Annotated in this window: 22 protein-coding genes and 1 pseudogene; 12 read left to right on the forward strand and 11 right to left on the reverse strand. The window is 73.0% G+C overall.

Annotated features, from left to right (window positions below):
- Positions 1–139 precede the first annotated feature (139 nt).
- The 3 genes from PV342_RS13410 to PV342_RS13420 form a co-directional block, all read right to left on the reverse strand.
- Positions 140–1,627: a cryptochrome/photolyase family protein gene (locus tag PV342_RS13410; protein ID WP_500317227.1), complete on the reverse strand. Its 1,488-nt coding sequence runs from the start codon at positions 1,625–1,627 to the stop codon at positions 140–142.
- A gap of 193 nt (positions 1,628–1,820) precedes the next feature.
- Entirely contained in the window at positions 1,821–2,375 is a 555-nt protein-coding gene (locus PV342_RS13415; protein ID WP_386993086.1) for a GNAT family N-acetyltransferase, read from the reverse strand.
- Positions 2,372–3,259, reverse strand: coding sequence for an amidohydrolase family protein (locus tag PV342_RS13420; protein ID WP_400798482.1), 888 nt, complete (start codon positions 3,257–3,259; stop codon positions 2,372–2,374). The genes PV342_RS13415 and PV342_RS13420 overlap by 4 nt, the downstream gene beginning before the upstream one ends.
- Positions 3,260–3,416: 157 nt before the next feature.
- Here PV342_RS13420 and PV342_RS13425 point away from each other — a divergent pair, with 157 nt between their 5' ends.
- From PV342_RS13425 to PV342_RS13435, 3 genes are all read left to right on the forward strand, one after another.
- Positions 3,417–4,637: a CaiB/BaiF CoA transferase family protein gene (locus PV342_RS13425; RefSeq protein ID WP_500317229.1), complete on the forward strand. Its 1,221-nt coding sequence runs from the start codon at positions 3,417–3,419 to the stop codon at positions 4,635–4,637.
- A gap of 216 nt (positions 4,638–4,853) precedes the next feature.
- The gene (locus tag PV342_RS13430; protein WP_354797978.1) at positions 4,854–6,068 is read left to right on the forward strand and encodes an acetyl-CoA C-acetyltransferase; all 1,215 of its coding nucleotides are present in this window, start codon (positions 4,854–4,856) and stop codon (positions 6,066–6,068) included.
- A 37-nt stretch (positions 6,069–6,105) separates the two neighbouring features.
- Positions 6,106–8,289 (forward strand): 3-hydroxyacyl-CoA dehydrogenase NAD-binding domain-containing protein, encoded by a 2,184-nt coding sequence (locus PV342_RS13435; protein WP_386993089.1) that lies wholly within the window; start codon positions 6,106–6,108, stop codon positions 8,287–8,289.
- 53 nt (positions 8,290–8,342) lie between these two features.
- Here PV342_RS13435 and PV342_RS13440 read toward each other — a convergent pair whose 3' ends face one another.
- Positions 8,343–9,119 (reverse strand): MerR family transcriptional regulator, encoded by a 777-nt coding sequence (locus PV342_RS13440; protein ID WP_400798252.1) that lies wholly within the window; start codon positions 9,117–9,119, stop codon positions 8,343–8,345.
- Positions 9,120–9,263: 144 nt separating this feature from the next.
- Positions 9,264–10,823 (reverse strand): SpoIIE family protein phosphatase, encoded by a 1,560-nt coding sequence (locus PV342_RS13445; RefSeq protein ID WP_400798255.1) that lies wholly within the window; start codon positions 10,821–10,823, stop codon positions 9,264–9,266.
- Between the two features lie 644 nt (positions 10,824–11,467).
- On the opposite strand from PV342_RS13445, the pseudogene PV342_RS13450 reads away from it, so the two are divergent.
- Positions 11,468–11,713, forward strand: a pseudogene (locus PV342_RS13450) (hypothetical protein); the annotation flags it as partial.
- Here PV342_RS13450 and PV342_RS13455 read toward each other — a convergent pair.
- Complete coding sequence (locus PV342_RS13455) at positions 11,653–12,810, reverse strand: PP2C family protein-serine/threonine phosphatase (protein ID WP_500317232.1); 1,158 nt, start codon at positions 12,808–12,810, stop codon at positions 11,653–11,655. The pseudogene PV342_RS13450 and the gene PV342_RS13455 overlap by 61 nt on opposite strands.
- A gap of 136 nt (positions 12,811–12,946) precedes the next feature.
- Here PV342_RS13455 and PV342_RS13460 point away from each other — a divergent pair, with 136 nt between their 5' ends.
- From PV342_RS13460 to PV342_RS13475, 4 genes are all read left to right on the forward strand, one after another.
- Positions 12,947–13,441, forward strand: a complete 495-nt coding sequence (locus PV342_RS13460) for a MarR family winged helix-turn-helix transcriptional regulator (protein WP_018562461.1) — start codon at positions 12,947–12,949, stop codon at positions 13,439–13,441.
- A 207-nt stretch (positions 13,442–13,648) separates the two neighbouring features.
- On the forward strand, positions 13,649–14,866 hold the full coding sequence (locus PV342_RS13465) for a PP2C family protein-serine/threonine phosphatase (protein WP_400798262.1): 1,218 nt from the start codon (positions 13,649–13,651) through the stop codon (positions 14,864–14,866).
- Positions 14,863–16,476 (forward strand): sensor histidine kinase, encoded by a 1,614-nt coding sequence (locus PV342_RS13470; RefSeq protein WP_500317234.1) that lies wholly within the window; start codon positions 14,863–14,865, stop codon positions 16,474–16,476. Before PV342_RS13465 ends, PV342_RS13470 begins: the two co-directional genes overlap by 4 nt.
- A 2-nt stretch (positions 16,477–16,478) precedes the next feature.
- Complete coding sequence (locus PV342_RS13475) at positions 16,479–16,916, forward strand: response regulator (RefSeq protein ID WP_392605361.1); 438 nt, start codon at positions 16,479–16,481, stop codon at positions 16,914–16,916.
- A 19-nt stretch (positions 16,917–16,935) separates the two neighbouring features.
- Here the strand turns inward: PV342_RS13475 and PV342_RS13480 are convergent, their stop codons facing one another.
- On the reverse strand, positions 16,936–17,763 hold the full coding sequence (locus PV342_RS13480) for a DUF1206 domain-containing protein (protein ID WP_500317236.1): 828 nt from the start codon (positions 17,761–17,763) through the stop codon (positions 16,936–16,938).
- Positions 17,764–17,934: 171 nt separating this feature from the next.
- On the opposite strand from PV342_RS13480, the gene PV342_RS13485 reads away from it, so the two are divergent.
- Entirely contained in the window at positions 17,935–18,198 is a 264-nt protein-coding gene (locus PV342_RS13485) for a GlsB/YeaQ/YmgE family stress response membrane protein (protein ID WP_400798271.1), read from the forward strand.
- 169 nt (positions 18,199–18,367) lie between these two features.
- Positions 18,368–18,871 carry a DUF6328 family protein gene (locus PV342_RS13490; protein WP_018562467.1) on the forward strand — a complete coding sequence of 168 codons (504 nt, stop codon included), beginning with the start codon at positions 18,368–18,370 and terminating at the stop codon, positions 18,869–18,871.
- Between the two features lie 92 nt (positions 18,872–18,963).
- On the opposite strand, the gene PV342_RS13495 is transcribed toward PV342_RS13490, so the two are convergent.
- From PV342_RS13495 to PV342_RS13505, 3 genes are all read right to left on the reverse strand, one after another.
- Entirely contained in the window at positions 18,964–19,674 is a 711-nt protein-coding gene (locus tag PV342_RS13495; RefSeq protein WP_500317239.1) for a hypothetical protein, read from the reverse strand.
- A complete protein-coding gene (locus tag PV342_RS13500; RefSeq protein WP_400798277.1) occupies positions 19,671–20,318 on the reverse strand; it encodes a hypothetical protein in 648 nt (215 codons plus the stop codon). Before PV342_RS13500 ends, PV342_RS13495 begins: the two co-directional genes overlap by 4 nt.
- Before the next feature lie 130 nt (positions 20,319–20,448).
- Complete coding sequence (locus tag PV342_RS13505) at positions 20,449–20,817, reverse strand: ATP-binding protein (RefSeq protein WP_400798280.1); 369 nt, start codon at positions 20,815–20,817, stop codon at positions 20,449–20,451.
- A 222-nt stretch (positions 20,818–21,039) separates the two neighbouring features.
- On the opposite strand from PV342_RS13505, the gene PV342_RS13510 reads away from it, so the two are divergent.
- Positions 21,040–21,906, forward strand: coding sequence for a SigB/SigF/SigG family RNA polymerase sigma factor (locus tag PV342_RS13510; protein WP_018562471.1), 867 nt, complete (start codon positions 21,040–21,042; stop codon positions 21,904–21,906).
- A 79-nt stretch (positions 21,907–21,985) separates the two neighbouring features.
- Positions 21,986–23,182 carry a low temperature requirement protein A gene (locus PV342_RS13515; RefSeq protein ID WP_400798283.1) on the forward strand — a complete coding sequence of 399 codons (1,197 nt, stop codon included), beginning with the start codon at positions 21,986–21,988 and terminating at the stop codon, positions 23,180–23,182.
- A 54-nt stretch (positions 23,183–23,236) separates the two neighbouring features.
- Here the strand turns inward: PV342_RS13515 and PV342_RS13520 are convergent, their stop codons facing one another.
- Complete coding sequence (locus PV342_RS13520; protein WP_400798285.1) at positions 23,237–25,414, reverse strand: pectate lyase-like domain-containing protein; 2,178 nt, start codon at positions 25,412–25,414, stop codon at positions 23,237–23,239.
- Between the last annotated feature and the right edge of the window lie 372 nt (positions 25,415–25,786).

A 25,786-nucleotide genomic window follows, 5' to 3' on the forward strand; every position in this document is an offset into this window, starting at 1 on the left:
CTGGTGTGACGCAGGTAACTATACGTGCCTGAAGTGCATTGAGTTCGCTACTCAGAGTGACGAAGTGACTCTCTTTCGTAGGTATCGCCAAGGGGCACCTGTGTACGGGTACCCGCTGCACGCCCGAGGTTGCACACCGTCACGGAGCCCGTCGCCCGCGTTCCTCCTCCAGCGCCAGTACCTCGGGCAGGTTTCCCAGCCGCTCCAGACCCCGAACCGCCCTCGCCGTACGGTGGTTGGCCGCGAGCAGATCCCGGTGCCGGTGCACGAACGACCAGTAGCCGGTGGTGTACGGGCAGGCGCGCTCGCCCGTCCGTTCGGCGGGGCGGTAGGCGCAGCCGTCGCACAGGTCGCTCATGCGGTGGATGTAGGCGCCGGCCGAGGTGTACGGCTTGGTCGTCATCAGCCCGCCGTCGGCGTACTGGGACATCCCGACCACGTTCGGCGCCATCACCCAGTCGTGGCCGTCGACGAAGCAGCGATGGAACCAGTCGGTCAACGCCTCCGGATCCCAGCCGTGTTGGAGCGCGTGACTGCCCAGCACCATCAGCCGGGGGATGTGGTGGGTCCACCCCGTGTCGCGGACCTGGGCCAGCACCGTCGACAGGCAGCGCGCGCGCACCGCGTCCGCGTCCAGTTCCAGGAACCAGCGCGGCAGCCGCGTGTGGTGGCGCAGTTCGTTGCGGTGCCGGTAGTCCGCGCCGAAGTGCCAGTACACCTGCTGCACGTACTCGCGCCATCCGGCGATCTGCCGGACGAAGCCCTCCACGCTGTTCAGCGGTGCGTCGCCGGAGCGCAACGCGCGCTCCGCCCGCTCGACGCACTCGGCGGGGTGCAACAGCCCGAGGTTCAGGGGGGCGGAGAGCAGGCTGTGGCTCATCACCGGGTCCCCGGCGAGCATGGCGTCCTCGTACCGCCCGAACTCCGGCAGTCGGTGCGCGACGAAGGAGCGAAGTGCCGACAGTGCCTCGCGCCGGGTGACGGGGAACAGCCGCGGGCCGTCGCGGCCGACGAAGCGGACCCGGCCCTCGCGTTCCCAGCGGTCCAGGTCGCGCCGGACCTCGTCGTCGATCTCGTCCTCCTGCGGCCGCCAGGGCGGCGGTACCCCGAGGTCGTCCCGGCCCCGCGGCGGGGGCTCACGGTTGTCGTGGTCCAGGTTCCAGCGGCCGCCGGCCGGCTCGCCGCCGTCCATCAGCAGGTCGTGGGAGCGGCGCACCCAGCGGTAGAAGTCCTCCAGCCGCAGGCGTGCCCCGCCGCGGTCCTCGATCCAGCCGGCGAACTCCTCGCGCGACACCAGGAATCCGCGGTCCGGCAGGACCTCGACCCGGTCCAGCGATTCCACCAGCCGCAGCGCGGCCCGCGAGCTCGGCCGGCACACCGTCACCCGCGCGTCACCGGCCGCCTCGCGCAGCCCCTCGCGATAGGTGCCTGCCCGCACGTAGCGCACACGGTCGCCGAGTTCCGCCGCCCGGTGCCGCATCGCGGACAGCACGAGGTGGGCCTTGGCCCGGTGCGAGCGGCGCCGGGCGAACGCCGAGCGCGCCTCGATCATCACCACGGGCGCGCCGGGGTCGAGGAAGTGCGGCCCCAACTGGTCGCCGAAGAGCCAGTGCGGACGTGGCGCCATGCGGGCGTACCTCCCGTGCGACGTGGGGCGGACATCCGGGATGTGCCGGATGTCCCGGGCGGGGACATCCTTCATCACGGCGGCCCCCGACGCCCGCAACGACGCTCGCAACGGCGCCCGTGGCGGGCCGCCGATGTCGTCGTGGCGGAGTACCGGGATGCCGGAGCGCCGGAGTGCGGCGCCCCGGGCCGGGTCAGCCGCCCTGCGCCCCGCCGGGCCGGGTGACGTCGCGCTGCCAGCGGACCTCGCCGTCCACGACGACGGAGGTGGGGGCGAGGCCGGCGGCCGCGGCGACGGAACGGGACGCCAGGTGACCGGGGTGGACGTGGGCGACGACGCGGTCCACGGGGAGTGCGGCGAGCCGGGCGACGAGGGCGGCGGCGGCCTCGGTGGCGATGCCGCGGCCCTGCCAGGGGGTGCCGGTCACCCAGGCGACCTCCGCGACCGTGCCGTCCGGCGTGTCCCACGCCACCGTCGCCTGCACGGTGCCCGTGAGGCGGTCCTCCGCGCGCAGCCGGACCACCCAGTTCCACCAGGACACGGCGGGGTCGCCGGAGCCGGCGACCAGGCGGGTGTAGCGGGCGCGCAGACCCGGCGCGTCGTACGGGGTGCCGCCGGTGAACTCGTGCAGCCCGGGGTCGCGGAGCACGTCGGCCATCTCCCGCGCGTGATCGACCCGCAGCGGTTCGAGGACCAGCCGCGGCGTGGTGATCGTCCCGGGCCCGCCGGGCCGCGCGGGCGGCGTCACGCCGGGATCCCGAAGAGGCGGGCGGCGTTGCCGTACAGGACGGCCCGCGTCCACGCCTCGCCCAGTTCCAGCCGCGTCAGCGCCTGCAGGGCGTGCGGGTACGCGTACGGGATGTTGGGGAAGTCGCTGCCGAACAGGACGCGGTCACCGAGGCCGTCCAGCCGCTTGCGCTCCGGCGGCGGGAAGGGCGCGTCGGCCTCGCTGAAGTCCGTGAACGCCATCGTCGTGTCCAGGTGCACGCCCTCGTACCGCTCGGCGAGGTCCAGGAACGCCCCGTACTCCGGCATGCCCATGTGCGCGACGACCAGCCGCAGCCGGGGGTGCCGGGCCAGCAGCCGGGCGATCGGGCCGGGACCGGTGTGGCGGCCGGGGACGGGCCCCGACCCGCAGTGCGTGACGACGGGGACGCCGCTGTCCGCGAGCAGTCCCCAGACGGGGTCGAGCAGCGGGTCGTTGGGGTCGAAGGCCCCGACCTGCACGTGGCACTTGAAGACCCGGGCGCCCGCCTCCAGCGCCTGCCGGACGTAGCCCGGCGCCTCCGGCTCCGGGAAGAAGGTCGCCGTGTGCAGGCAGTCGGGCGTCCGGGCGGCGAAGCCGGCCGCCCAGGAGTTCAGCCAGGCGGCCATCGCGGGCTTGTGCGGGTAGAGCATCGAGGTGAAGGCGCGCACTCCGAACGCCCGCAGCGTGGCGACCCGCTCGTCCTCGTCGGTGCGGTACGCGATCGGCCACGGCCGGCCCGTGAGCGGACCGGCGGAGTCGAAGTACGCCCAGACCTTGGCCAGCACGCGGTCCGGCATGAAGTGGGTGTGCACGTCCACGATCCCCGGCAGGCCCAGGCCCTGCCAGAGCTGCCTCACCCGTACGGTCTCGTCCGCCGGCGCCATGTCCGTCACCTCTGCCACTGTGCCTCCTCCATGGCGGTGATCCTCACACGAACCGCGGCCCGCCGGGGCTGCGGCCCTTGTCATCGGCATCGCGCATCCATAGCATCGCCAGTGTTACAGCAATACTGTCATGCTCGCCGCGAAGCCGGAGGCCCCGATGACCGAGGCGCGAACGCGACCGGGCGAACGACCGGGCGAACGACCGGGGGGATCAGCGTCCGCCGGCGGGCCGCTCGACGGTGTGCGCGTGGTGGAGCTGGCCGGCATCGGCCCGGCCCCCTTCGCCGCCATGCTGCTCGGCGACCTCGGTGCCGACGTCGTCCGCGTCGACCGGCCCGGTGGCTCACGGCTCGGCATCGACCCGGCGCGCGACGTCACCAACCGCAACAAACGCTCCGTGGTCGCCGACCTCAAGAGCGAGGAGGGCGTCCGGCTGGTCCTGGACCTCGCCGCCCGCGCCGACGTCCTGCTGGAGGGCAACCGCCCCGGCGTCGCGGAGCGCCTCGGCGTCGGTCCCGCCGACTGCCACGCCCGCAACCCCCGCCTCGTCTACGGCCGCATGACGGGCTGGGGCCAGGACGGGCCGCTCGCCCCGCGCGCCGGGCACGACATCGGGTACATCGCCGTCGCCGGGGTGCTGGGGATGATCGGCCCCGGGGACGGACCGCCCGCGATCCCGGCCAACCTGCTCGGCGACTACGCCGGCGGCTCCCTCTACCTGGTCACCGGGGTGCTCGCGGCCCTGCACCACGCCCGCGCCACCGGCACCGGCCAGGTCGTCGACGCGGCCGTCGTCGACGGCGTGGCCCACCTCGGCGCGATGATCCGCGGCATGGTCGCCGCCGGCGGCTGGCAGGACCGGCGCGGCGCCAACCTGCTGGACGGCGGCTGCCCCTACTACGCCGTCTACGAGACCGCCGACGGCGGCTGGATGGCCGTCGGCGCCCTGGAACCGGCCTTCTACGCGGAGTTCGTCCGGCTGCTCGGCCTCCCCGAGGACGCGCCCGACCGGGGCGACCTCGGACGCTGGGACGAACTGCGCACGCTCATCGCGGCCCGCTTCGCGTCCCGTACCCGCCGGGAGTGGACGGAGGTCTTCGAGGGCAGCGACGCCTGCACGGCTCCGGTGCTGTCGCTGGCCGAGGCCGCGGCCCATCCCCACCTGGCCGCCCGAGGCACCTTCGCCGGCACCGGCGGCATCACCCAGCCCGCTCCCGCCCCGCGCTTCTCCGCGACCCCAGGCGCCCTGCGGCGGCCACCCGCCCTGCCCGGCGCGCACACCGCGGAGGTCGCCCGCGACTGGGACCTTCCGGTCTGCGTCCCCGGGGCCGCGACGCCCACCCCCCTCGTCGAACGGGCCGGGGACCGGCTCCCGTAGCCGGGGCCACCGGCGGAAGGCGGGCACCAGCATGCGGCGCGACCTCTTCACGGCCGGGCACGCGGCGTTCCGGGAGACCGCCGGCCGTCACTGGCGGACGTGTCCGGACCGGCTACGGCGGCACGACGGGCATCATGAAGGAGACCCTCGGCCGTTCGCCGCCCGGCTGATCCGACCCGGCACCACACCGACACCCTCATCGAAAGGCATCCGACGTTGAGCACCGACGCCTACGTCTACGAGGCCATCCGCACCCCGCGCGGGCGCGGCAAGGCCAACGGCTCCCTGCACGGCACCAAGCCCATCGACCTGGTCACCGGTCTCATCGACGAACTGCGCCGCCGCCTGCCGGGCCTCGACCCGGCCGCGATCGACGACATCGTGCTCGGTGTCGTCACCCCGATCGGCGACCAGGGCTCCGACATCGCCAAGACCGCCGCCATCGCCGCCGGGCTTCCCGAGACCGTGGCCGGCGTCCAGGAGAACCGCTTCTGCGCCTCCGGACTGGAGGCCGTCAACATGGCCGCCGCCAAGGTCCGTTCCGGCTGGGAGGACCTGGTGCTCGCGGGCGGCGTGGAGTCGATGTCCCGCGTCGCCATGGGCTCCGACGGCGGCGCCTGGGCCATGGACCCGATGACCAGCTACACCACGGGCTTCGTGCCCCAGGGCGTCGGAGCCGACCTCATCGCCACCATCGAGGGCTTCAGCCGCCACGACGTGGACTCCTACGCCGCCGAGTCGCAGGCCCGCGCCGTCGAGGCCTGGAAGGAGGGCCGCTTCGACCGCTCCGTCGTCCCCGTCGTCGACCGCAACGGCCTGGTCGTCCTCGACCGCGACGAGCACATCCGGCCCGGCACCACCGCGGAGAGCCTGGCCGGGCTCAAGCCGTCCTTCGCCGCGATCGGCGAGGCGGGCGGCTTCGACGCCGTCGCGCTGCAGAAGTACCACTGGGTCGAGAGGATCGACCACGTCCACCACGCGGGCAACTCCTCCGGCATCGTGGACGGCGCGGCACTGGTGGCCATCGGCAACCGTGAGACCGGCGAGCGCTTCGGCCTGACCCCGCGCGCCCGCATCGTCTCCGCCGCCGTCTCCGGCTCGGACCCCACCATCATGCTCACGGGCCCCGCGCCCGCCTGCCGCAAGGCGCTCGCCAAGGCCGGGCTGACCGTCGACGACATCGACCTCGTCGAGATCAACGAGGCCTTCGCCGCGGTCGTCCTGCGCTTCATGCGCGAGATGGGCCTCAGCCACGACAAGGTCAACGTCAACGGCGGCGCCATCGCGCTCGGCCACCCCCTCGGGGCCACCGGCGCCATGATCCTGGGGACCCTCGTCGACGAACTGGAACGCCGCGACCAGCGGTACGGACTCGCCACGCTGTGCGTCGGCGGCGGCATGGGCATCGCCACCGTCGTCGAGCGCCTCTGACCCGCTGTCCCGCACCCCGCTACGGAGCCGACCGAACATGACCGCTCTTCCGACGAACACCACCATCCGCTGGGAACAGGACGGGACCGGGGTCGTCACCCTCGTCCTCGACGACCCGAACCAGTCCGCGAACACCATGAACCAGGCCTTCAGGGAGTCCCTGCGGGCCGTGGCCGACCGCCTGGAGGCGGAACGCGACTCCGTCCGCGGTGTCATCGTCACCTCCGCCAAGAAGACCTTCTTCGCCGGCGGCGACCTCAAGGACATGATCAAGGCGGGGCCCGAGGACGCCCCGCAGATCTACGAGGCCGGCATGGGCATGAAGCGCGACCTGCGCCGCATCGAGACCCTCGGCAAGCCCGTCGTCGCCGCCGTCAACGGCGCGGCCCTCGGAGGTGGTTACGAGATCGCGCTCGCCTGCCACCACCGCGTCGCGCTCGACGCGCCCGGCTCGAAGATCGGCCTGCCCGAGGCCACCCTCGGCCTGCTCCCCGGCGGCGGCGGGGTCGTCCGCACGGTACGGCTGCTCGGCATCACCGACGCGCTGCTGAAGGTGCTGCTGCAGGGCAACCAGTACGACCCGCGGCGCGCGCTGGAGAACGGGCTGGTCCACGAGGTCGCGACCGGCCACGACGACATGCTCGCCAAGGCACACGCCTTCATCGACGCCCACCCCGAGTCCGCGCAGCCCTGGGACGCCAAGGGCTACCGCATCCCCGGCGGCACCCCCAGCACGCCCAAGTTCGCCGCCAACCTGCCCGCCTTCCCGGCCAACCTGCGCAAGCAGCTCGCCGGCGCCCCCTACCCGGCGCAGCGCAACATCCTGGCCACCGCCGTGGAGAGCGCCCAGGTCGACATCGACACCGCCTTCGCCATCGAGGCCCGCTACTTCACCGAGCTGGTGACCGGCCCGATCGCCAAGAACATGATCCAGGCCTTCTTCTTCGACATGCAGGCCGTCAACTCCGGTGCCAGCCGCCCCAAGGACGTGCCGGCCCGCACCGTCACCAAGGTGGCCGTGCTCGGCGCCGGCATGATGGGCGCGGGCATCGCCTACTCGTGCGCGAAGGCCGGCATCGAGGTGGTCCTGAAGGACGTCAGCGCCGAGGCCGCCGAGCGCGGCAAGGCGTACTCCGCCGGGCTCCTCGACAAGGCCGTGGCCAGGGGCCGTACCACCCCGGAGAAGCGGGACGAGCTGCTCGCCCGGATCCACGCCACCACCGACCCGCAGGACCTGGCGGGCTGCGACGCCGTCATCGAGGCGGTCTTCGAGGACCCGGCCCTGAAGCACAAGGTGTTCCAGGAGATCGAGGGCGTCGTCGCCCCCGACGCCCTGCTGTGCTCCAACACCTCCACCCTGCCCATCTCGCTCCTGGCGGAGGGCGTGCAGCGGCGCGAGGACTTCATCGGCCTGCACTTCTTCTCGCCGGTCGACAGGATGCCGCTGGTCGAGATCATCAAGGGCGCCCGCACCGGCGACGAGGCGATCGCCCGCGCCTTCGACCTGGTCCGGCAGATCCGCAAGACCCCGATCGTCGTCAACGACTCGCGGGGCTTCTTCACCTCGCGCGTCATCGGGCACTTCATCAACGAGGGCGTGGCGATGGTCGGCGAGGGCGTCGACCCCGCGACCGTGGAACAGGCCGCCGCCCAGGCCGGCTACCCGGCCAAGGTGCTCTCCCTGATGGACGAGCTGACGCTCACGCTGCCCCGCAAGATCCGCGAGGAGTCCCGGCGCGCCGTGGAGGAGGCGGGCGGCACCTGGCAGCCGCATCCCGCCGACGCCGTCATCGACCGCATGGTCGAGGAGTTCGGACGCACCGGACGCAGCGGCGGCGCCGGCTTCTACGAGTACCCCGACGGCAAGCGCGCGGGCCTGTGGCCCGGACTGCGCGAGCACTTCACCAAGCCGGAGGCGGCGGCCGTCCCCTTCGAGGACCTCAAGGAGCGCATGCTCTTCGTCGAGGCGCTGGACACCGTCCGCTGTCTGGAGGAGGGCGTGCTGACCTCCGTCGCCGACGCCAACATCGGTTCCATCCTGGGCATCGGCTTCCCCGCCTGGACCGGTGGCGTCCTGCAGTACGTCAATGGCTACCCCGGAGGACCGGCCGGCTTCCTCGCCCGCGCCGAGGAGCTGAGGGCCGCCTACGGCGAGCGCTTCGCGGCCCCGGAGTTGCTGGTGCGGAAGGCCGGGCGGGGCGAGACCTTCACCGACGGCTGACAAGCCCGGCTGGCGCCGCGGCCCCCGTCTGGGGGACCGCGGCGCCGCCGTTCTCACTCCTCGCCGCGCGCCCGGTCGCCGAACCCGGTCGCCGTGGCCCGCAGTTCCTCGGCGAGCGACCGCTGGAAGGCGGTGACCAGGGCCTGGACGACCATCGGCTGCAGGTCGTCGGTGAGCCTGCGCATCCGGGCCCGCTCCTCGGGCGCCGGGCGCCCGGCCACGTACGGCTGCCACACCTCCTGCTGGAAGAGCCGGTGCAGCTCGTGGGCGACCGCGCGGGCGTGCTTCAGCACGATCTCCCGGGTGGCGAGCAGCGTCTCCAGCGGGATCGGCATGTCCAGCAGGCGCACCCCCAGGTGCAGCAGCGCCGGGTTCACCAGCAGTACACCGGGGTCCGCGGTGGGGTGCAGGACGCCCATGGCGGCGAGCCGGTCCAGGTCGTGGCCGCTCAGCGGCCGTCCCGCCCGCTGCTCCAGCCCGTCCCGGGCCAGTTCCTCCGCGGCGTCGGGCATCCATGTCGCCACCAGCGCCCGGTGCAGCGCGAGGTCCTCGGGGGTGATGTCGGCGGGCAGCTGCTCCAGGTAGCGGCCGATCGCGGCCAGCGTCAGCCCCTGCCGCTGAAGCTCCTCGATCAACGCCAGCCGGGCGAGGTGGTCCGGCCCGTACAGACCGATGCGGCGGGTGCCCAGTTCCGGCGGCGGCAGCAGGCCCTTGGCGCTGTAGAAGCGGATCGTGCGGACCGTCGTACCGGACCGTGCCGCGAGCTCGTCCACCGTCAGACGCGGCCCCTCGGCCGCCGGCGCGGTCTGCCGGGCGGGGGACTGCGTCATGCGCCGGATCTCGCTCTCTGCCTCGCCGCGCTGGTCATGACACCAGTATGACCGGTCACGGTGCGGAGCCGGGGCCGTGCGCACTCGCCCGGCGGCCCGAGGGAGACGGTGCCCGTCCCGTGCGCCCGGACGGTGCGTGGCCGTTCACCGCACTCGGAGGGTGCCGCGCGGGGCGGCCACGCCGACCAGCGCGATGTCGTCGTGGGGACGGTCGGCGAGCCATTCGGTGGTGCGCAGCTCCACATGCTCGACCAGGGCCTCCACCGGCATGCCGACGCACCCGGCCACGGTCGTCTTCAGCCGCTCCGAACCGAAGAACTCACGGCCCGTCACCCCGCCGCGGGCCTCGGTGACGCCGTCCGAGTAGAGCAGGCAGCTCTCGCCGGGCTGCAGCACCGTGGTGAAGGTCGTGGCCCGCACGTCGGGCACCGCGCCGATCAGGGTGCCGGAGGTGCCGGCCTCCTCCACATCGCCGGAGACCCGCAGGATGAGCGGTGCCGGATGGCCGCCCGTGGTCAGCCGCAGCCGCACCTGGCCGCGGCCGAGCGGGGTGACGCCCGCCAGCACCATGGTGGCGAAGCGCGCGTGGGCGGTGTTGAGGAGCGCGTGGTTGAGCAGCGTCAGCAGCCGTACGTGGTCGGTCTCGACCAGCCGCAGGGCGCTGAGGGTGTTGCGGATCTTGCCGGTGAGGACGGCGGCCTCCAGGCCCTTTCCGCACACGTCCCCCAGCACCACGGTGCTCTCGCCGTCGGAGTCCTCCGCCGGGTAGGTGTCGTAGAAGTCCCCGCCGATCCGCAGCGTCTCACGGGACGGCCGGTAGGAACCCGCCACCTCGGTGCCCCTGATGGGCCCCAGCCGCGGCGGCAGCAGTTCCTCCTGGAGCAGGGCGGCGCTGCGCGCCTGCTCGGTGTAGAGCACGGATGCGGAGATCGCGGCGCCGGCGCGGGCGGCGAAGACCTGGGCGAAGGCCTCCTCCTCGACCGTGAACGGCCCTCCGAGGCGGCGCATCAGGACGAGTGCGCCCGCCGGGACCCCGTTGCCGGGCAGCGGGGTGACCAGCAGCGACACCGGGGCGCCGAAGTCCTCGGGAAGCAGCCAGTCCGGGGCCCGCACGGGGTCGGTCCGGCGGGGCGGCGGCGGGGGCGACCCGGCCAGTGCCTCGGGCAGCCCCGGCACTTCGGCGGGGTCGACGGCCAGGGCACACTCCTCCACGCCGGGGCGGCCCGCCACGGCCCGGGTCAGCCGCAGCCGCTGCCGGTCGGGCGGGGTGACGACCACCGCTGCGTCCGCGAGCCGCGAGGCGGCCAGCTCCGCCGTGGCGGTCACGCATGTGCGCGGGTCGAGCGAGGACAGCAGCCCGGCGGATGCCTCGGCCAGGAACTCCGCGCGGCCGTGGGCCAGCCGCAGCTCGCGGTCGGTGCTGCGGGCGTCCGTCACGTCGGTGAGATACCAGGCGTGGTGCCCGCCCGGGAGCTCGGCGCGGCGTGCCGTCACCTGCCGGCTCCCCATGCCGCCGTGCGCGGTGACCGTGCCCGAGGCGTCCGCCGCCGTCAGCCAGGCGGGGGCCGTCTCGGCGAGCACCCGGCCCGCCACCAGCCGGGGCGCCCAGGAGGTGATCACGGCGTTGACGGCACGGATCACCCCGGCGCGATCACTCACCAGGACGGCGGTCTCGGTCAGGGACTCGACGAGCGCGCGCAGCACCCGCTGCCCGATCCGAGCGGAGGTGGCTGACCCCTGCTCTCGGGCCACTGGCGAGCGCGGAGGCGGGAGAGACGTCACGATGCGGTGGGAGCAAGGCCGGGGCCGTGTGGGACCGTCGGGATCGCTCCGGTCCTCTCGTACCTGGACGAAGGTGGGCCGGGCAAACAGTTGCCCTTCGGCAAGAGTCTTCCCCATCGCCCGTCACCAGGCAAGCTCCTCCCAGCGGTTCACCTGGGGTCTCCCAGGGTGCCGGTGCCTTCAGGCCGGGGGAACGGGTGCTCGGGCCGGTGCCGCGAAGCCGCGGAGCTCTCTGCGTGGATGTTGTGACCTGCACTCTCCTTCCTTGTCAGTGCGAGTCTGTGAGGTTCCGAAGCGTGACGATGACAGTGATGCCGCAGGGGTCGGGGCATGCCCGGTTCACCTACGGGCTGCGCGTGTCGTCGTCGGCGGGTACCGGTCTGGAGGCGGAGTGGGCGCGGTGCCGGTGGGTGTGGAACGAGTGTGCGGCGGTGTCCCGCAAGGTCCACGGTCTGAACAGGGCCGCCGGGCAAAGGATCACGTGTGGCCCGGCGCAGTCGGACAGGATGCTGACCGGGGCGCGGCGGTCGATGGCGTGGCTGCGGGAGGCAGTTCGATACCGCAGCAGCAGGGGTACCTACACCTGCACCGCGTGCGGAGCCGTGTCCCCCAGGGACAGGAACTCCGCCCGCGTGATGCTGGTCCGGGCTGGTCTCGACCCGGCTGGTGCCGATCGTGTGAGCGCTGGCGGACCGCTGGTCCCCAGCCCACGGGAGCCAGGAATCCTTGTTCTTCAGGGGCTAGGAGGATGTCAACGCCAGTCCAGGCACACCACCAGCGCGTCGTCCTCGGCCTCCGGCAGTACGCGGTGACCCGGCAGTTCGCCCAGGATCGCCCGCGGGACGTCCGCCGGCGGGAGCAGCCGGGTGGCCAGGACCGCGCGGGCCAGCGCCCGTTCCCCGTACGTCTCGCCGGCGGGGGAGGCGGTCGCGTACACGCCGTCGCTGATGATCAGGAGCCGGTCCCCGGAGCGCACCTCGAAGGGCTGCGGGACGTAGGGGGTGTCCTCGAACATGCCCAGGGGCGACTGGGCCTCGAAGTCGATCCGGTCCACCGTCGAACCGCGCAGCCGGTACACACGCGGCGATCCGGCCTCGACCACCTCGGCCGCGCCGGTCGCCAGGTCGAAGCGCATCAGCAGGACCGACACGTACTGCTCGCCCCGGTACCGGGCGTAGACGGCCTGGTCCGCGAGCATCGCCTGGTCGGCGAGGGGGACGCCGGCGCGCCGGGCGTTGCGCAGCGCGTTCACGGTGAGACTGGTCAGCAGGGCGGCCTCGATGCCCTGTCCCATGCCGTTGGTGACGGTCAGCGTGAGGTCCCGCGCGGAGGCCGACCAGTCGAAGTTGTCGCCGTGGATGTCGTAGGCGGGCTCCAGCTGGGCGCCGAGGGCGTACTCGGGGCGGGCGCAGGCCCTTCCGGGCAGCAGCTCCCACTGCACCTCGGCGGCGAGGGTGAGCCGGTCCCGGCGGCGGGCGTGCAGGTAGCGGTCGGTGTCCCGGTCGGCGACGAGGAGGTGGTGGCCGAGCATCTCCGCGATCTCCGCGAGGTCGCGCACCTCCTCGGGCGCGGGTCCACCGGGCAGTGTGACGCTGAGCACGCCGATCCGGTCACCGCGCACACTCACCGGAAGGTGCAGGCGTACGCCCTCGTCGCCGGCCGCCTCGGCGTACGGTTCCTGGGCACCGAAGGCCCGGCCCTCGGGCGTTCCCGTGAGGGGTACGGCGGCCTCCGTGGGCTCGGGGGCGGAGACCGGCTGGAGCACCGCCAGGCCGTAGTCGGCGAGCAGGATCTCCACGGAGCGGGCCGCCCAGTGGGTGCGCAGGACGTCCGCCAGGGCGGCGGGCAGGGCGTGCGGGGGCGCGGCGCGCAGGGCGCGTTCGGCGGCGAGGGGGGCGTGTCGGTTCACCGGGGTGCGACGGTCCTTCTGGGTGCGGGGGCGGGTCGGTTAGCGTGGTGGCGCGCCGTTTGGCGCGCCCTGTCCTGTCTTCGTCTACCCGCTCGCCGGCGGTATCCCTCCGGCGGCACGCCGTGAGGAGGCCGCCTTGCCCGCCACCGCCGGATCGCAGCGGGACGCCGCCGTGGCCGCGGCGTCGTCCGTGGTCGAGGCACTCGAGGTGCTGTGGGGCCGCGGCCGGGACGCGGGAGACCCTCCCGTGCCGCCCTCGCAGTTGCGCGTGCTGTTCGCGCTGGAGGGCAACGAGGGGATCAATCTGCGGACGCTGTGCGACGTCCTGGGCGCCGGGCCGCCCGCGGTGAGCCGGCTCTGCGACCGGCTGCAGGCTGTGGGCTATCTCACCCGGGACACCAGCCCCACCTCACGGCGCGAGGTGTGCCTGTGGCTCACGCCGCGCGGTACGGCCTTCCTCGCCCAGCTGCGGGAACGCAGGGAGCAGGAACTGGCGACGGTCGTGTCGGCGATGCCCGAACGCGCCCGTCGCGCCCTGCTGGAGGGGCTGACCGCCTTCCGCTCCGCCGCCGAGGCGACGGGGCTCGGCGCCGTGCGGCCGCTCCCCGGAGGCCGCAGCCACAGCGCGTAGCCGTCCGGACCGTGCGCCCGCACGCGCGTCCGGCGCCGGGGGTGCCCACAGGCGGGCCGACCCGCATGCGATCGTTGTGTTCGACTACTGTTGCCAAACGGCAATGATCGAAGATGATCGGCACTGACCAAAGGGCATCCGGCCAGGGTGCCGTTCGCGTACGATCCCATCGCCCCACCTGGGGCACCACAGGGGCGGGGAGACGATGTGGAAGGCAACACGCTGACGCCCCCCGAGGGCGTCATCCCCAGACAGGGCGACGGCCGGCGCAGCCGGCTCTCCGTCCTCCTCGTCGAGGACGACGCGGGGGACGCGCTGCTCGTCGAGGAGCTGGTCGCCGACAGCGGGGTGCCCGTCGAACTGCGCTGGGTACGCACGCTGGCCGAGGCCGGCACCGAGCTGGCCGCCCGCCCCGCCGACTGCGTCCTGCTCGACCTGCACCTGCCCGACGGCCAAGGCCTGGACGCCCTCGGCCGGGCGCTGTCGCTCACCGACCGTGCCGCCGTCGTCGTGCTCACCGGTCTCGCCGAGGAGCGGACCGGCCTGGCCGCGCTCTCCGCCGGCGCCCAGGACTACCTGGTCAAGGGACGGGTCGAGGGCGAACTCCTGGGCCGCGCGCTGCGCTACGCGGTCGAACGCAAGCAGGCCGAACGGGCCGCCCTCGCCCTGCGGGCCAGCCAGATGCGGGCCCAGGAGAACGCGCGCCTGGAGCGCGGGCTGCTCCCGCTGCCCATGCTGCGCACCAAGGACGTCACCGTCACACCGCGTTACCGCCCGGGCCGGGCCGACTCCCTGCTCGGCGGTGACTTCTACGACGTCGTGGAGACCGCCGAGGGCGTCGTCCACACCCTCATCGGGGACGTCTCCGGGCACGGTCCCGACGAGGCCGCGCTCGGCGTCGGACTGCGCATCGCCTGGCGCACCCTGGTGCTGACCGGCGTCGAGGGCGCCCGGCAACTCGCCCTGCTGGAGCAGGTGCTGGTCGCCGAACGCGCCGCCCCCGAGATCTTCGCCACGGCCACCATCGTCGCCCTCGCCCCCGACCGCCGCACGGCCCGGGTCTGGCGGGCGGGCCACCACGGACTGCTCAACCTGACCCCGGACGGCACCGTCGAGTACACCGAGCCGCCCCGCGGGCCCGCCCTGGGCGTGGTGCCCGGCGTGGGGGAGTGGCCCGAGGGCCGGCTCGAACTGCGCCCCGGCCAGTCGCTGATGCTCTTCACGGACGGGCTGTTCGAGGGGCGCACCGACGAGGGACGGCTCGGCGAGGAGGGCCTGCTCGCCCTGGCCGGGCAGCACGCCACACTGCCCGCCTCCGAGTTCGTCGACACCCTGATCGCGCGCGCGGAGGCGCTGGCCGCCGATCACGGCGGCCTGGACGACGACCTGGCGGTGGTCCACCTCACGTGGAGCGCCTCGTCGTGACCGCCGCCCGCGCGCGGCTGACCGTCCAGGGATGGATCGCGCTGGTCCTGGCCGCCCTGGGGGTGTTCATGACGGTGGCCGCGGGTGTCGGCTTCACCCAGCTGCGACGCACGGCGGAGGTCTCGGACCACCTCATCGCCCGGATCTCCCCCGCCCGTGTCGAGGCCTACCGGCTGCAGACCGCCCTCGTCGACCAGGAGACCGGGGTCCGCGGCTACGCCATCACCGGCGACCCGGACTTCCTGGAGCCCTACACCCGCGGCCGGGCCGTCGAGGAGGACGCCGCGCGCCGCATGCGCGGCCTCGTGGACGGCCTCCCGGAACTCGTCCGCGACTTGGAGGCGCTGCGGCAGGCCGCCGTCGACTGGCGCCGGCGGTACGCGCAGCAGGTCGTCGACCGCACCAAGGCCCTCGGTGGCGGCACCCCCGACGCGGCCACCACGCGCCGGGGCAAGGAGGCCTTCGACCGGGTCCGCGCCCTGTCCGCGACCCAGGCCCGCCGGCTGGACGGGGAACGCGTCGCCGGCACGCGGCAGCTGGCCGACGCCCGCACCCTGCGCGACCGGGTCTTCGGGCTCATGGTCGTGGCCTTCTTCCTCACCGCCGTCGCGCTCGCCGTCCTCGTGCGGGTGATGGTCGTCCGGCCGCTGAACCGGCTCCGCGAGGCCGTGCAGGACGTGTCGGGCGGCGAGTACGAGCGTCGTATCCCGTCCCACGGGCCCGCCGACCTGCACGCCGTCGGGGCCGCCGTGGAGGGGATGCGGCGGCGCATCGTCACCGAACTGGGCGAGTCACGGCGCAAGGAGGAGCAACTGCGCCACGAGGGCGAGCTGCGCGAGGCGCAGGCCGAGGAACTGCGCCGCTCCAACGCGGAACTGGAGCAGTTCGCCTACGTCGCCTCACACGACCTGCAGGAACCGCTGCGCAAGGTCGCGTCCTTCTGCCAGCTGCTGGAGAAGCGCTACGCCGAGAGCCTCGACGAACGCGGCACGCAGTACATCGCCTTCGCCGTCGACGGCGCCAAGCGCATGCAGGTGCTCATCAACGACCTGCTGACCTTCTCCCGGGTCGGGCGGCTGAACGACGCCAGCGTGCCGGTCGCCCTGGACGAGCCGCTGGACCGCGCGCTGGGCAACCTGTCCGTCGCCATAGAGGAGTCGGGCGCCGTGATCGAGCGCCCGCCCGCGCTGCCCGGCGTCGTCGGCGACCCGACCCTGCTGGCCATGCTCTGGCAGAACCTGGTCGGCAACGCCGTCAAGTTCCGTGCGGAGCACCGGCCGCCGCGGGTGACCATCACCCTGGACGGGCCGGGAGCGCCGCAGGACCCCGGGCGCCCCGACGGGGACGGCATGCTCCACTTCTCGGTCACCGACAACGGCATCGGCGTGCCGGCCGAGTTCGCCGACAAGATCTTCGTCATCTTCCAGCGCCTGCACAGCCGGGACAGCTACGGGGGCACGGGCATCGGGCTCGCGCTGTGCAAGAAGATCGTGGAGTACCACGGCGGCCGGATCCGGCTCGACCCCGGCCGGTCGCAGGGCACCCGCATCCGCTTCACCCTGCCGGCGGCCGCCGAGCGGGCACCCGCACCGGAGGAGGAGTCCGCGTGAACCTGCAGGAACCGGAACCGATCATCGTGCTGCTCGTCGAGGACGACCCCGGCGACGAGCTGATGACCCGCGAGGCGTTCCAGGAGAACAAGGTCCGCAACGTCCTGCACGTCGTACGGGACGGCGAGGAGGCCCTTGACTTCCTCCACCGGCGCGGCGCCCACGCCGGCGCGCCGCGCCCCGGGCTGATCCTCCTCGACCTCAACCTGCCCCGCTTCGACGGCCGCCAGGTGCTCGCCGCGATCAAGGCCGACGCCGACCTGTGCACCATCCCGGTCGTCGTCCTCACCACCTCCGAGGCCGAGGAGGACATCCTGCGCAGCTACAAGCTGCACGCCAACGCCTATGTGACCAAGCCGGTGGACTTCGACCGCTTCATCGACGTGGTCCGGCAGATCGACGACTTCTTCGTGACGGTGGTGAAGCTCCCGGGCCGTTGATCCGCGCGCCCGGCGCGGTTCAGACCCTCCGCCAGCGAGCCATCGCCCAGGAGAACACCCCGAACAGCGCCAGCCCCGCCGCGACCACCGCCAGCAGCCACGGCCCGGCGGGGGTGTCCCGGAACGTGCGCAGAGTGTCGTCCAGGCCCTTCGCCCGGTCCGGGTCGAAGCGGACCGCCGCCACGACGACGAAGCAGCCCGCGGCGGCGAACACCACGCCCCGGCTGGCCCCTCCGGCGACCCCGAGGAAGTCGACCACCCGGCGCGCCCGCGGCGACATCGCTCCGGTCCGCAGGTGCTTGCGGAAGCGGCGCAGCAGCGCCCGTACCGCGATCCACACCCCCGCTCCCGCGAGGATCAGCCCCGCCGCCCCCACCAGCCAGCGGCCCATGGGCCAACCCAGGGCGTGCGCGGTGACGTCCTTGGAGGTGCTGTCGCTCGAACCGCCCGCGGAGGAGCCGTTCACCGCGAAGGTCACCACCGAGTACGTCACGAAGGCGTAGAACACCGCGCGGGCGGCGGACATGAGCCGCTTGCCGGCCTTGTCCCCGTCCGGGCCCGCCGCGCCGAACGCGGCCTCCGACAACCGCCACAGCGTCATCCCGGCGAACCCCGCCGCCAGGGCCCAGACCAGGAACCCGCCGAAGGGCTGCGCCGCGAGCCGGGTCACCGCGCCGCCCCGGTCGGCCTGCTCCGAGGAACCGTCGAAGGCGACCCGCAGCGCCAGCACCCCGAGCAGCGCGTAGATGACCCCACGCGCCGCCAGACCCGCCCGCGCCCCGGCGCGGATCGCCTTCCTCCCCCGCGTCCCGGGCCGTACCGCACCCGCACCCACCGTCGTGTCCATACTGGCCTCCCTGCCCCGACTGCCTCCGGTCCACCGGGTGCCCCGTCGCGGCCGGAACACACCCGGCGACACGGTGCGGGGCGGGCTGCGTGGAGTGTCCGGCCCGGGGTATCCGCGTGATGCGAACACACTTCCGGCCAGGCGCCGGACGAAGCTGGGGTTGAGGTGGAGATGGAGATCTCGAGCATCATCAGTGCCATCGTGATCGGTCTGATCATCGGTGTGCTGGGGCGTCTGGTGGCGCCGGGGCGGCAGCCGATCGGAGTGCTGTGGACGATCGTCGTCGGCATCGTGGCGGCCTTCATCGGCAGCGCGATCGCCCAGGGGTTCGGCGTCGCCGACACCGACGGGGTCGACTGGGTCGAGTGGCTGATACAGATCGGCCTCGCGGCCGTCGGAGTGAGCCTGCTGGCGCGCAGCAGGTCGCGGCGGTGAGCACCGCGGTCCGGCTGCCCCCGCCCCGGGCGGGGGCAGCCGGACCGCGTACGAGGACGGCGACCGGACCGGCCGCCGTCCTCGTCGTGCCCGGGCCACGCCCGGCGCGACACGGGCAGCCGATGGTAAGTCAGCTATGACGTGCACGACAGAGGAAGGGGAGGGTGCCATGTCCAGTGACGACCCGGACGGCCGGACCGGCCCGAGGGACGGGCGGGACGAGACCGAGGACGAGCGCGCCGACCGGAAGTGGGGCGAGCTGATCCAGGAGGTGCGGGTCGCCCAGACGGGCGTGCAGATCCTCTTCGGCTTCCTGCTGACCGTCGTGTTCACCCCGCACTACGACCGGCTCGGGTCGACCGACCACACGATCTACATCGTCACCGTCGTGCTCGGCGCCTGTGCGACCGGGGCGCTGATCGGCCCGGTCTCCTTCCACCGGATCGTCTCCGGCAGCCGCATCAAGCCGCAGGCGGTGCGCTGGGCCTCGCGGCTCACCTTCGTCGGGCTCGTGCTGCTGCTGGCGACGATGACCTCGGCGCTGCTGCTGGTGCTGCGCGCCGCCACCCACGACGACTTCGTGCCGTGGCTCGTCGCCGCCGTCCTGGTCTGGTACCTGGTCTGCTGGTACGGCCTGCCGCTGTGGGCCCGGTACCGCCACACGGGCGACTGACGCGCGACCGGGCGCGCACGAAGGCCGGTGGGCCGGGAAACCCTCGGGTTTCCCGGCCCACCGGCCTTCGTGCCGTCCGTGGCGTGCGGTCCTCAGATGTGCAGGACGCGGTCGACGAGGTCGCGGTAGCCCTGCAGGGCCAGGCGCAGCCTCTCGGTGTCGCCGCGCTCGCTCTCGTTCCCTCCGCCGGCCCGCCAGCCCGAGCGCAGTTCGTCGCGCCGGCTGCGCAGTTCCTCCACCAGCCGCTCGGTGGCCTCGCCGAGGACCTCGTCGGCCTCCTCCACGGCGTGGCGAGGCTCGTCGACGAAGCCGCCGACCGCGTGCTGCAGCCGCTGCTGCAACTTGTCCACCGCGCCGTCCACGCGCGGCGGAGCGCCCGGGACGGGCACCCGCTCCTCCTGTCGCACCGGGCCGCCGCCGGGCTTCTCGGCCGCTGCGGGGCCGGAGCCGGAGCCGGTGCCGGGGCCGCCGGCCGTCGCCGGGTTCGCGTCCTGCTCGGGCTTGGCGTCGTGCTCGGGCTTCGTGCCGGCCGTCGTGGGCCTCGCCCCGTCCTCGGGCCGTGACCAATTGGTGGGTCGGCGCGCGGCAGACGGCTCGTCACTCTTGTCGGACTTGTCAGCCTTGTCGGTCTTGTCGGCACTCTCGGGCACGGGGGACTTCGGCTTGCCGGGGGTCTGCCCGGAGGGGGCCGTGCTCCCCTCGCGTCCGGTGCCGGTGCCGGTGCCGTCCGTCGTGGCGGCCCGGTCGCTCCTGTCGGTTCCGTGGGTTCCGTCGGTGTCGTGGTGCTCGTGCGTGGGGTTCATCGGCTGCTCCAGGACGGCAGGTGGAAGCGATGGGAGCCGTTTCGGCCGGAGTCCGCGTCACCCGCGCCGTCCTCGCGCGAGGTGGTGCGGGGCTCCTTGTCCACCGCGATGAGGTCGTCGAACAGCGCCCGGGCGCCGAGCAGCCGCGCGCGCAGTTCCTCGGTGTCCGCCGTGGTGCGGTCACCGTCCTTACGGGGTTCCGCGGCGCCGCGCAGGTCGCGGTAGGCCTGGAGGTGCCGGGGGCGGTGGACCGACAGGGCGTCGATCTGTTCGCCCGAGGTGTGCTCCGGGAAGCCGCGTTCGTGCGCCAGCCGGTCCAGCAGCGCCGAGGCGTCGCGCACCGCCTTCGCGGGGGAGTCGACGAACCGCTCCTGCAGGGCGGCCCACTCGACGCGGTACTCCTCGGTCCGGCGTGCGCTCAGCGGCTCCGTGGCCAGACCGCCGTGCCGGTCGACGCGCTCCTGCAACTCGCGGTGCGCGGCGTCCGTGTCGCCCTCGTGCCGGGCGACCGTGCGTTCGTACTCCGGTCCGAAGCGGCGCCTGAGCTGTCCGGTACCGCCGCCGCCACGCCGCGTCGTGACGACCGCGGCGAGGGCGATCAGGACTGCGACGACGACCGCCCCGATGATGATGCCCGTGGTCATGGTGTGCCTCCCGGGGGCCGTCGTCCGGCCCCGACGTTCGAACTGGCCGTGGTGCGGGTCTCGTTGCACCAAGGGTGCGTGTTACCGCGATCCGTTCGTCCACACGTACGACGTCGGGGGAGGAGGCGCGTCAGCGCGGCAGGTGCACGTGGATGGTCTTGCCGCCCGCGCGCAGCAGCGTCACCCGGATGTCCCGGGCCAGCCGGCGCACCAGGCGCAGGCCGTAGCCGCCGGGCAGGAAGCGCTCGGAGGGCGGGGGCGGGGCCGGCAGCCGGTCGTTGTGGTCCTGGACGGACACGCGGATCGCGTCCGGCGCCGCCACGACGTCGAAGCCCGCCAGCCCGCCGCCGTACCGGAAGGCGTTGGTGACCAGTTCGGAGACGACCAGCAGGCAGTCCTCGACCCGCTCCGGATCGACTCCTCGCAGCCGCGCACGGGCGAAGTCACGTGCTTCGCCGATGGTGGTGGGCAGCGGCCGGTCCGCCGGAGCGGGCCGCACGGTCCCGGCGCCTTCCGTGTCTAGGTCAATGCTGTACACGCACGATCACCCCGTAGGCATCCTCGGTCCCTGACTGGTCTGCCCGGACTGGCCGGTCCTACGCTGCCCTTGGCGCGATTCACGTCCATCTGAGATCGGTGGGAATGCTTCGCGGAGTAGCGGGTACGCGAGGGGCAACGCAAGCGAACATGACGTAGAGGTGCAGAGGTGCGAGGAGGAGCCGTGATCGCCACCGTGAGCGGGACGAGCACCGGGGTCGAGAGCCCCGAGGTCGACGTACTGCCGCAGATCACCGACCCGAGCAGCGTGGCTCCCACGAGCGCGCGCCGCCTGTCGAAGCTCTTTCTCGAGCGCCTGACGGTGCTCGAGGAGGGCACCCAGGAGTACCAGTACGCCCGCAACACCCTCATTGAGATGAACATGTCGCTCGTGCGGTTCGCCGCCAGGCGCTTCCGCGACCGCAGCGACGAGATGGAGGACATCGTCCAGGTCGGGACGATCGGGCTGATCAAGGCCATCGACCGGTTCGACATCTCGCGCGAGGTAGAGTTCACCACCTTCGCCGTGCCCTACATCGTCGGTGAGATCAAGCGGTTCTTCCGCGACACGACCTGGGCCGTGCACGTGCCGCGCCGCCTCCAGGAGCGCCGGGTGGAACTGGCCCGCGCCCGGGACGAGCTGTCCTCCCGGCTGGGCCGCGCCCCGAAGGTGGCCGAGCTCGCGGCGCTCATGGACCTCTCCGAGGCCGAGGTCGTCGAGGCCCAGGTGGCCTCCAACGGCTACACCGCCTCCTCGCTGGACGCGGCCATGAACGGAGACGACGGCGACGACGGCGAGACGGTGCTCGCCGACTTCATCGGCGCGGTCGACCCCGCCATGGAACTCGTCGAGGACCTCGGCTCACTCGCACCGCTCGTCGTGGAGCTCGGTGAACGCGATCGGCAGCTGCTCCATCTGCGGTACGTGGAGGAACTGACGCAGGCCCAGATCGGCGAGATCATGGGCTGCACGCAGATGCACGTCTCGCGGCTGCTCTCGCGCACCCTGGCCCGGCTGCGGGCCGGACTCCTCCAGGACGGCTGCGCCTGACCTCCATCCCGTCCCCCGCCACGTGCCCGTGCCCGGTCCCTTCGGGCGCGGGCACGTGTGCACCGCCTACGATGCGCGGATGACCGATCACGATCAGGCGGTGCCGGACCGCCGCTTCCGCCCGCTGGTCCGGATGACGGCCCGGGACCCGCACGAGCCGCACCGGGTCGCCACGCCGCTGGAGCTGTTCTTCGACCTCTGCTTCGTGGTGGCGGTGGCCCAGGCCGGCGTGCGGCTGGTGCACGCGGTCGCCGAGGGCCACGCCGGGCAGGGTGTCCTCGGCTACTGCCTGGTCTTCTTCGCGATCTGGCTGGCGTGGCTGAACTTCACCTGGTTCGCCTCGGCCTTCGACACCGACGACGTGCCGTACCGCATCGCCACGTTCGTCCAGATCGCCGGGGTCCTGGTGCTGGCGGCCGGGGTTCCCCGTGCGTTCGACGCCAACGACTTCTCGATCGCCGTAGCGGGCTACGTCATCATGCGCATCGCACTGGCATTCCAGTGGCTGCGCGCGGCACGCAACGCGGGCGGACCGGCGCGGACCACGGCGCTGAGCTACGCCGCGGGTCTGGTCGTCGTCCAGGTGGGATGGGTGCTCCTGCTGCTCCAGCCCGTCGGCGGGCTGTGGTACTGGGGCTTCCTGATCCTGGCGGTGGCGGAACTCTCGGTGCCCGTCTGGGCCGAGCGGGCGCAGCGCACCACCTGGCATCCGCACCACATCTCCGAGCGTTACGGCCTCTTCACCATCATCGTGCTCGGTGAGTCGGTGGCCGCCGCGACGGTGGCCGTGCAGTCCGCCGTGGACGAGTTCTCCGCGCTCGGCGAGCTGCTGCCCGTCGGCCTCGGAGGACTGCTGATCGTGTTCTCCGCCTACTGGATCTACTTCGCCGTCCCCATCCACCAGCACCTCACCAGCAGTGCGCGGGCGTTCCTGTGGGGCTACGGGCACTACCTCGTATTCGGCTCGGCCGCCGCCATCGGCGCGGGACTGGAGGTGGTGGTCGAGCAGGCCGTGGGCAAGGCGCACATCTCGCAGACGGCCGCCGCGGCCGCCGTCACGCTGCCGACCGCCGTCTTCCTGCTGACGGTCTGGCTGATCCACTCCCGCAGCGCCAAGCGCGGGTTCGCCGAGCACGCGGTGCTGCCCGGCTGCGCCCTGGCGGTGCTGGCGAGCACCTTCTGCGGGCCCGCGGCGGTGCCGGTGGCCGGGCTCGCCATGGCGGCCGCGGTCGCCGTGGGCGAGGTGCTGCACTCCCGCCACCGGCCGGCCGCCTGAGCACGGCTCACGGGGTGCCCCGCCGGAGGAGCGGGGCGCCCCTGTCCTGAGCCGTCAGGGGAACGAGACCACCGTGGACGGCGTGGTCGAGGTGCCGGAGGTCGCGGAACCGGTGCCGTTGATGACGTGGTCGTACTGGCCCATGCCGCCCAGGGAGACCACCAGGACGTCGTGCATCTTGATCCCGGACTTCACCGGGACCTCGAAGCCGTGGTCCATGCGAATCGTCGGATCGGTGGTGAAGTTGCAGTAACTGCCCAGGCCCCAGGCCTCGTGGCTGTTCACCGAGTCGTCCACCTTGTAGGCGGCCCAGCCCTTCGTGGCGCCGTTCTGGATGGCGGCCTGGTTGGGCGCGTCGTAGGCGATCTCGTTCTGGAAGAAGATCGTCCTGCCCCTCTCGCCGCTCCACTGGACGTCGTACTTCTTGAAGTGCTCGACGAACAGGCCGGTGGCCAGGACGTCGTCGCCGTTGACGCGTAGGCCGTAGTCGGCGGGGTTGGTGTCCCAGCCCACTCCGGCGCCGTGGTCGGCGCGCCAGATCCAGGTGTGGTCGATGACGGTGTCGTCGCTGTTGACCTCCATGCTGGTGGTCGCCCTGCCCGGTCCGGCGCCGCCGATGCGGATGAAGACGTCCTGCACGGTGGTCGGGTTGGCGGCGTGGTCGGCGGCCGCGCCCTGCGGGCCGACCTGGAGCAGCACCTGGGAATTGACCGCACCGGCGTCGATCAGGAACCCGGCGAGCTTCACGCCGTCGACGTCGGCGACCTTCATGGCCGTCACGCCGTTGTCGGGGATGATCGTCGCGAGGCCGAGGCCGAGCACGACGGTGTTCGCCCGGTTGACGTCGATGGTCTGGTCGATGTGGTAGATGCCCGGGGTGAACAGCAGGTTGAGGCCCTGGGCGAGCGCGGCGTTGATGGTGGCGGCCGTCGCACCGGGCTTGACGACGTAGAACTGGCTCAGCGGGATCGAGGAGCCCTGCGGCGCGCCGTTGCCCCAGCTGGTGCCACGGGCGTTGGTGCGCTTGGCGGGGACGAAGACCCTGTAGTCGTTGCCGTCGAGGTAGAGGAAGGGCTTCTCACGGGAGACGGGGGTGCTGTCGAGCGTGGTGTAGGGCGGGTTGGGGAAGCTCTGCGCGGGGGCGCCCTGCACCCCGGAGAAGACCATGTTCCACACGCCGTTGGTCCAGCCGCCGACGGAGCTGTCGCGGGTGTACCACTGCTGCTGCGAGTACGGGCCCACGGTGCCGTCGATCTTGCTGTCGGCGATGTAGCCGCCGCTGGCCCAGCCGTAGCCGTTGGGGGCGAGGTTGAGGCCGCCCTTGACGTGCATGCGGCGGAAGGGCGCGGCCTGGGCGACGGCCCAGCGGTCGGTGCCGTTCACCGGGTTCAGGGCGAGGTTCTCCGCGGAGCGCCAGAAGTTCTGGGTGGCGTTGCCGTTGAACCAGCCGGCGTCCACGGTCACGTCGCCGTTGAAGGTGGTGTCGTCGGGGGAGAGGCCGAGTCCGGCGATCGAGGTGTAGAAGCCGATGTTGGCGTTGATGTTGTTGTAGGTGCCGGGCTTGAACAGCAGCGCGTAGCGCCCGGTGCCGAACTGCGCCGACTCCTGCTGCTGGAAGACCTGGTCCAGCCTGGCCTGGATGCCCGGTGTCGAGGGGTCGAAGACCAGGACGTTCGGGCCGAGGTCGCCGCCGCCGGGGATCACCGGGCCGGTGCCGCCGTCGGTGGTGTGCACGGCGAGCTCCCACAGCGAGTAGCCGTATGCGGTAGCGCGGGTGGTGCCGTACACGCGCAGGTAGCGGCCGGTGCCGCTGACGGCGCGGGTCTCGGTGCCGCCGGCGCCTGTGGTGGTGGAGGCGACCGTGGTCCAGTCGGTGCCGTTGGCGGAGAGCTGGATCTGGTAGGCCTTGGCGTACGCGGCCTCCCAGCCGAGGACGACCTCGCAGACGGTCTGGGAGCCGCCGAGGTCCACCTGGATCCACTGGGGGTCGCTGAACGCGCTGGACCAGCGGGTGCCGGTGTTGCCGTCGACGGCGTTGGCGGCGGCGAAGGAGCCGTTCTCGGTGGAGGAGGCGGTGGCGGTCCTGCCCTGTGCGGCGTTGGCGGTGCCGCAGGCGGCGGCGTGGGCGCCGGTGAGGGGGCCGGCGGGGACGGTGAGCAGGGCGAGGAGCACGGCCAGCAGGGCGATCAGCCCCAGGGGTCTGCGGCGGGCGGCGTTGACTTCGGGTCTCATAGGAACTCCTGTGTCAGCCTCACGACTTAATTCAGGGCGTGAGTTAAGACGTGACAGAAGTCGCGGTCAAGACTCCTCGCACAAAGTGTTTCCGAGGAGTCAACAGTTCGACGGGGGCTTCAGGTACTTGCGCCGCCGTGACCTGCGGGGAGTCGAATGCGTTCGGGACTTGAAGTGGACCGACCTCATCCGGCTCCGCCATGCGTTCCGCACCGATCCTGACGTGAAGTCTTGACGGCACCGGGCCCGCTCGGTTGACTGCCGCCGCAGCGGCCGCAACCGGCTCGGGTACCGCGTCCGGCCGCTGCCGCCGGCATGCCCTCCGCCCCCTCGTGCCCCCCGTCCTCCGGCGCCCGGGCCCACGTCGAGCAG

The sequence above is a fragment of the Streptomyces sp. PA03-3a genome, assembly GCF_033792735.1.
GTDB lineage: Bacteria > Actinomycetota > Actinomycetes > Streptomycetales > Streptomycetaceae > Actinacidiphila.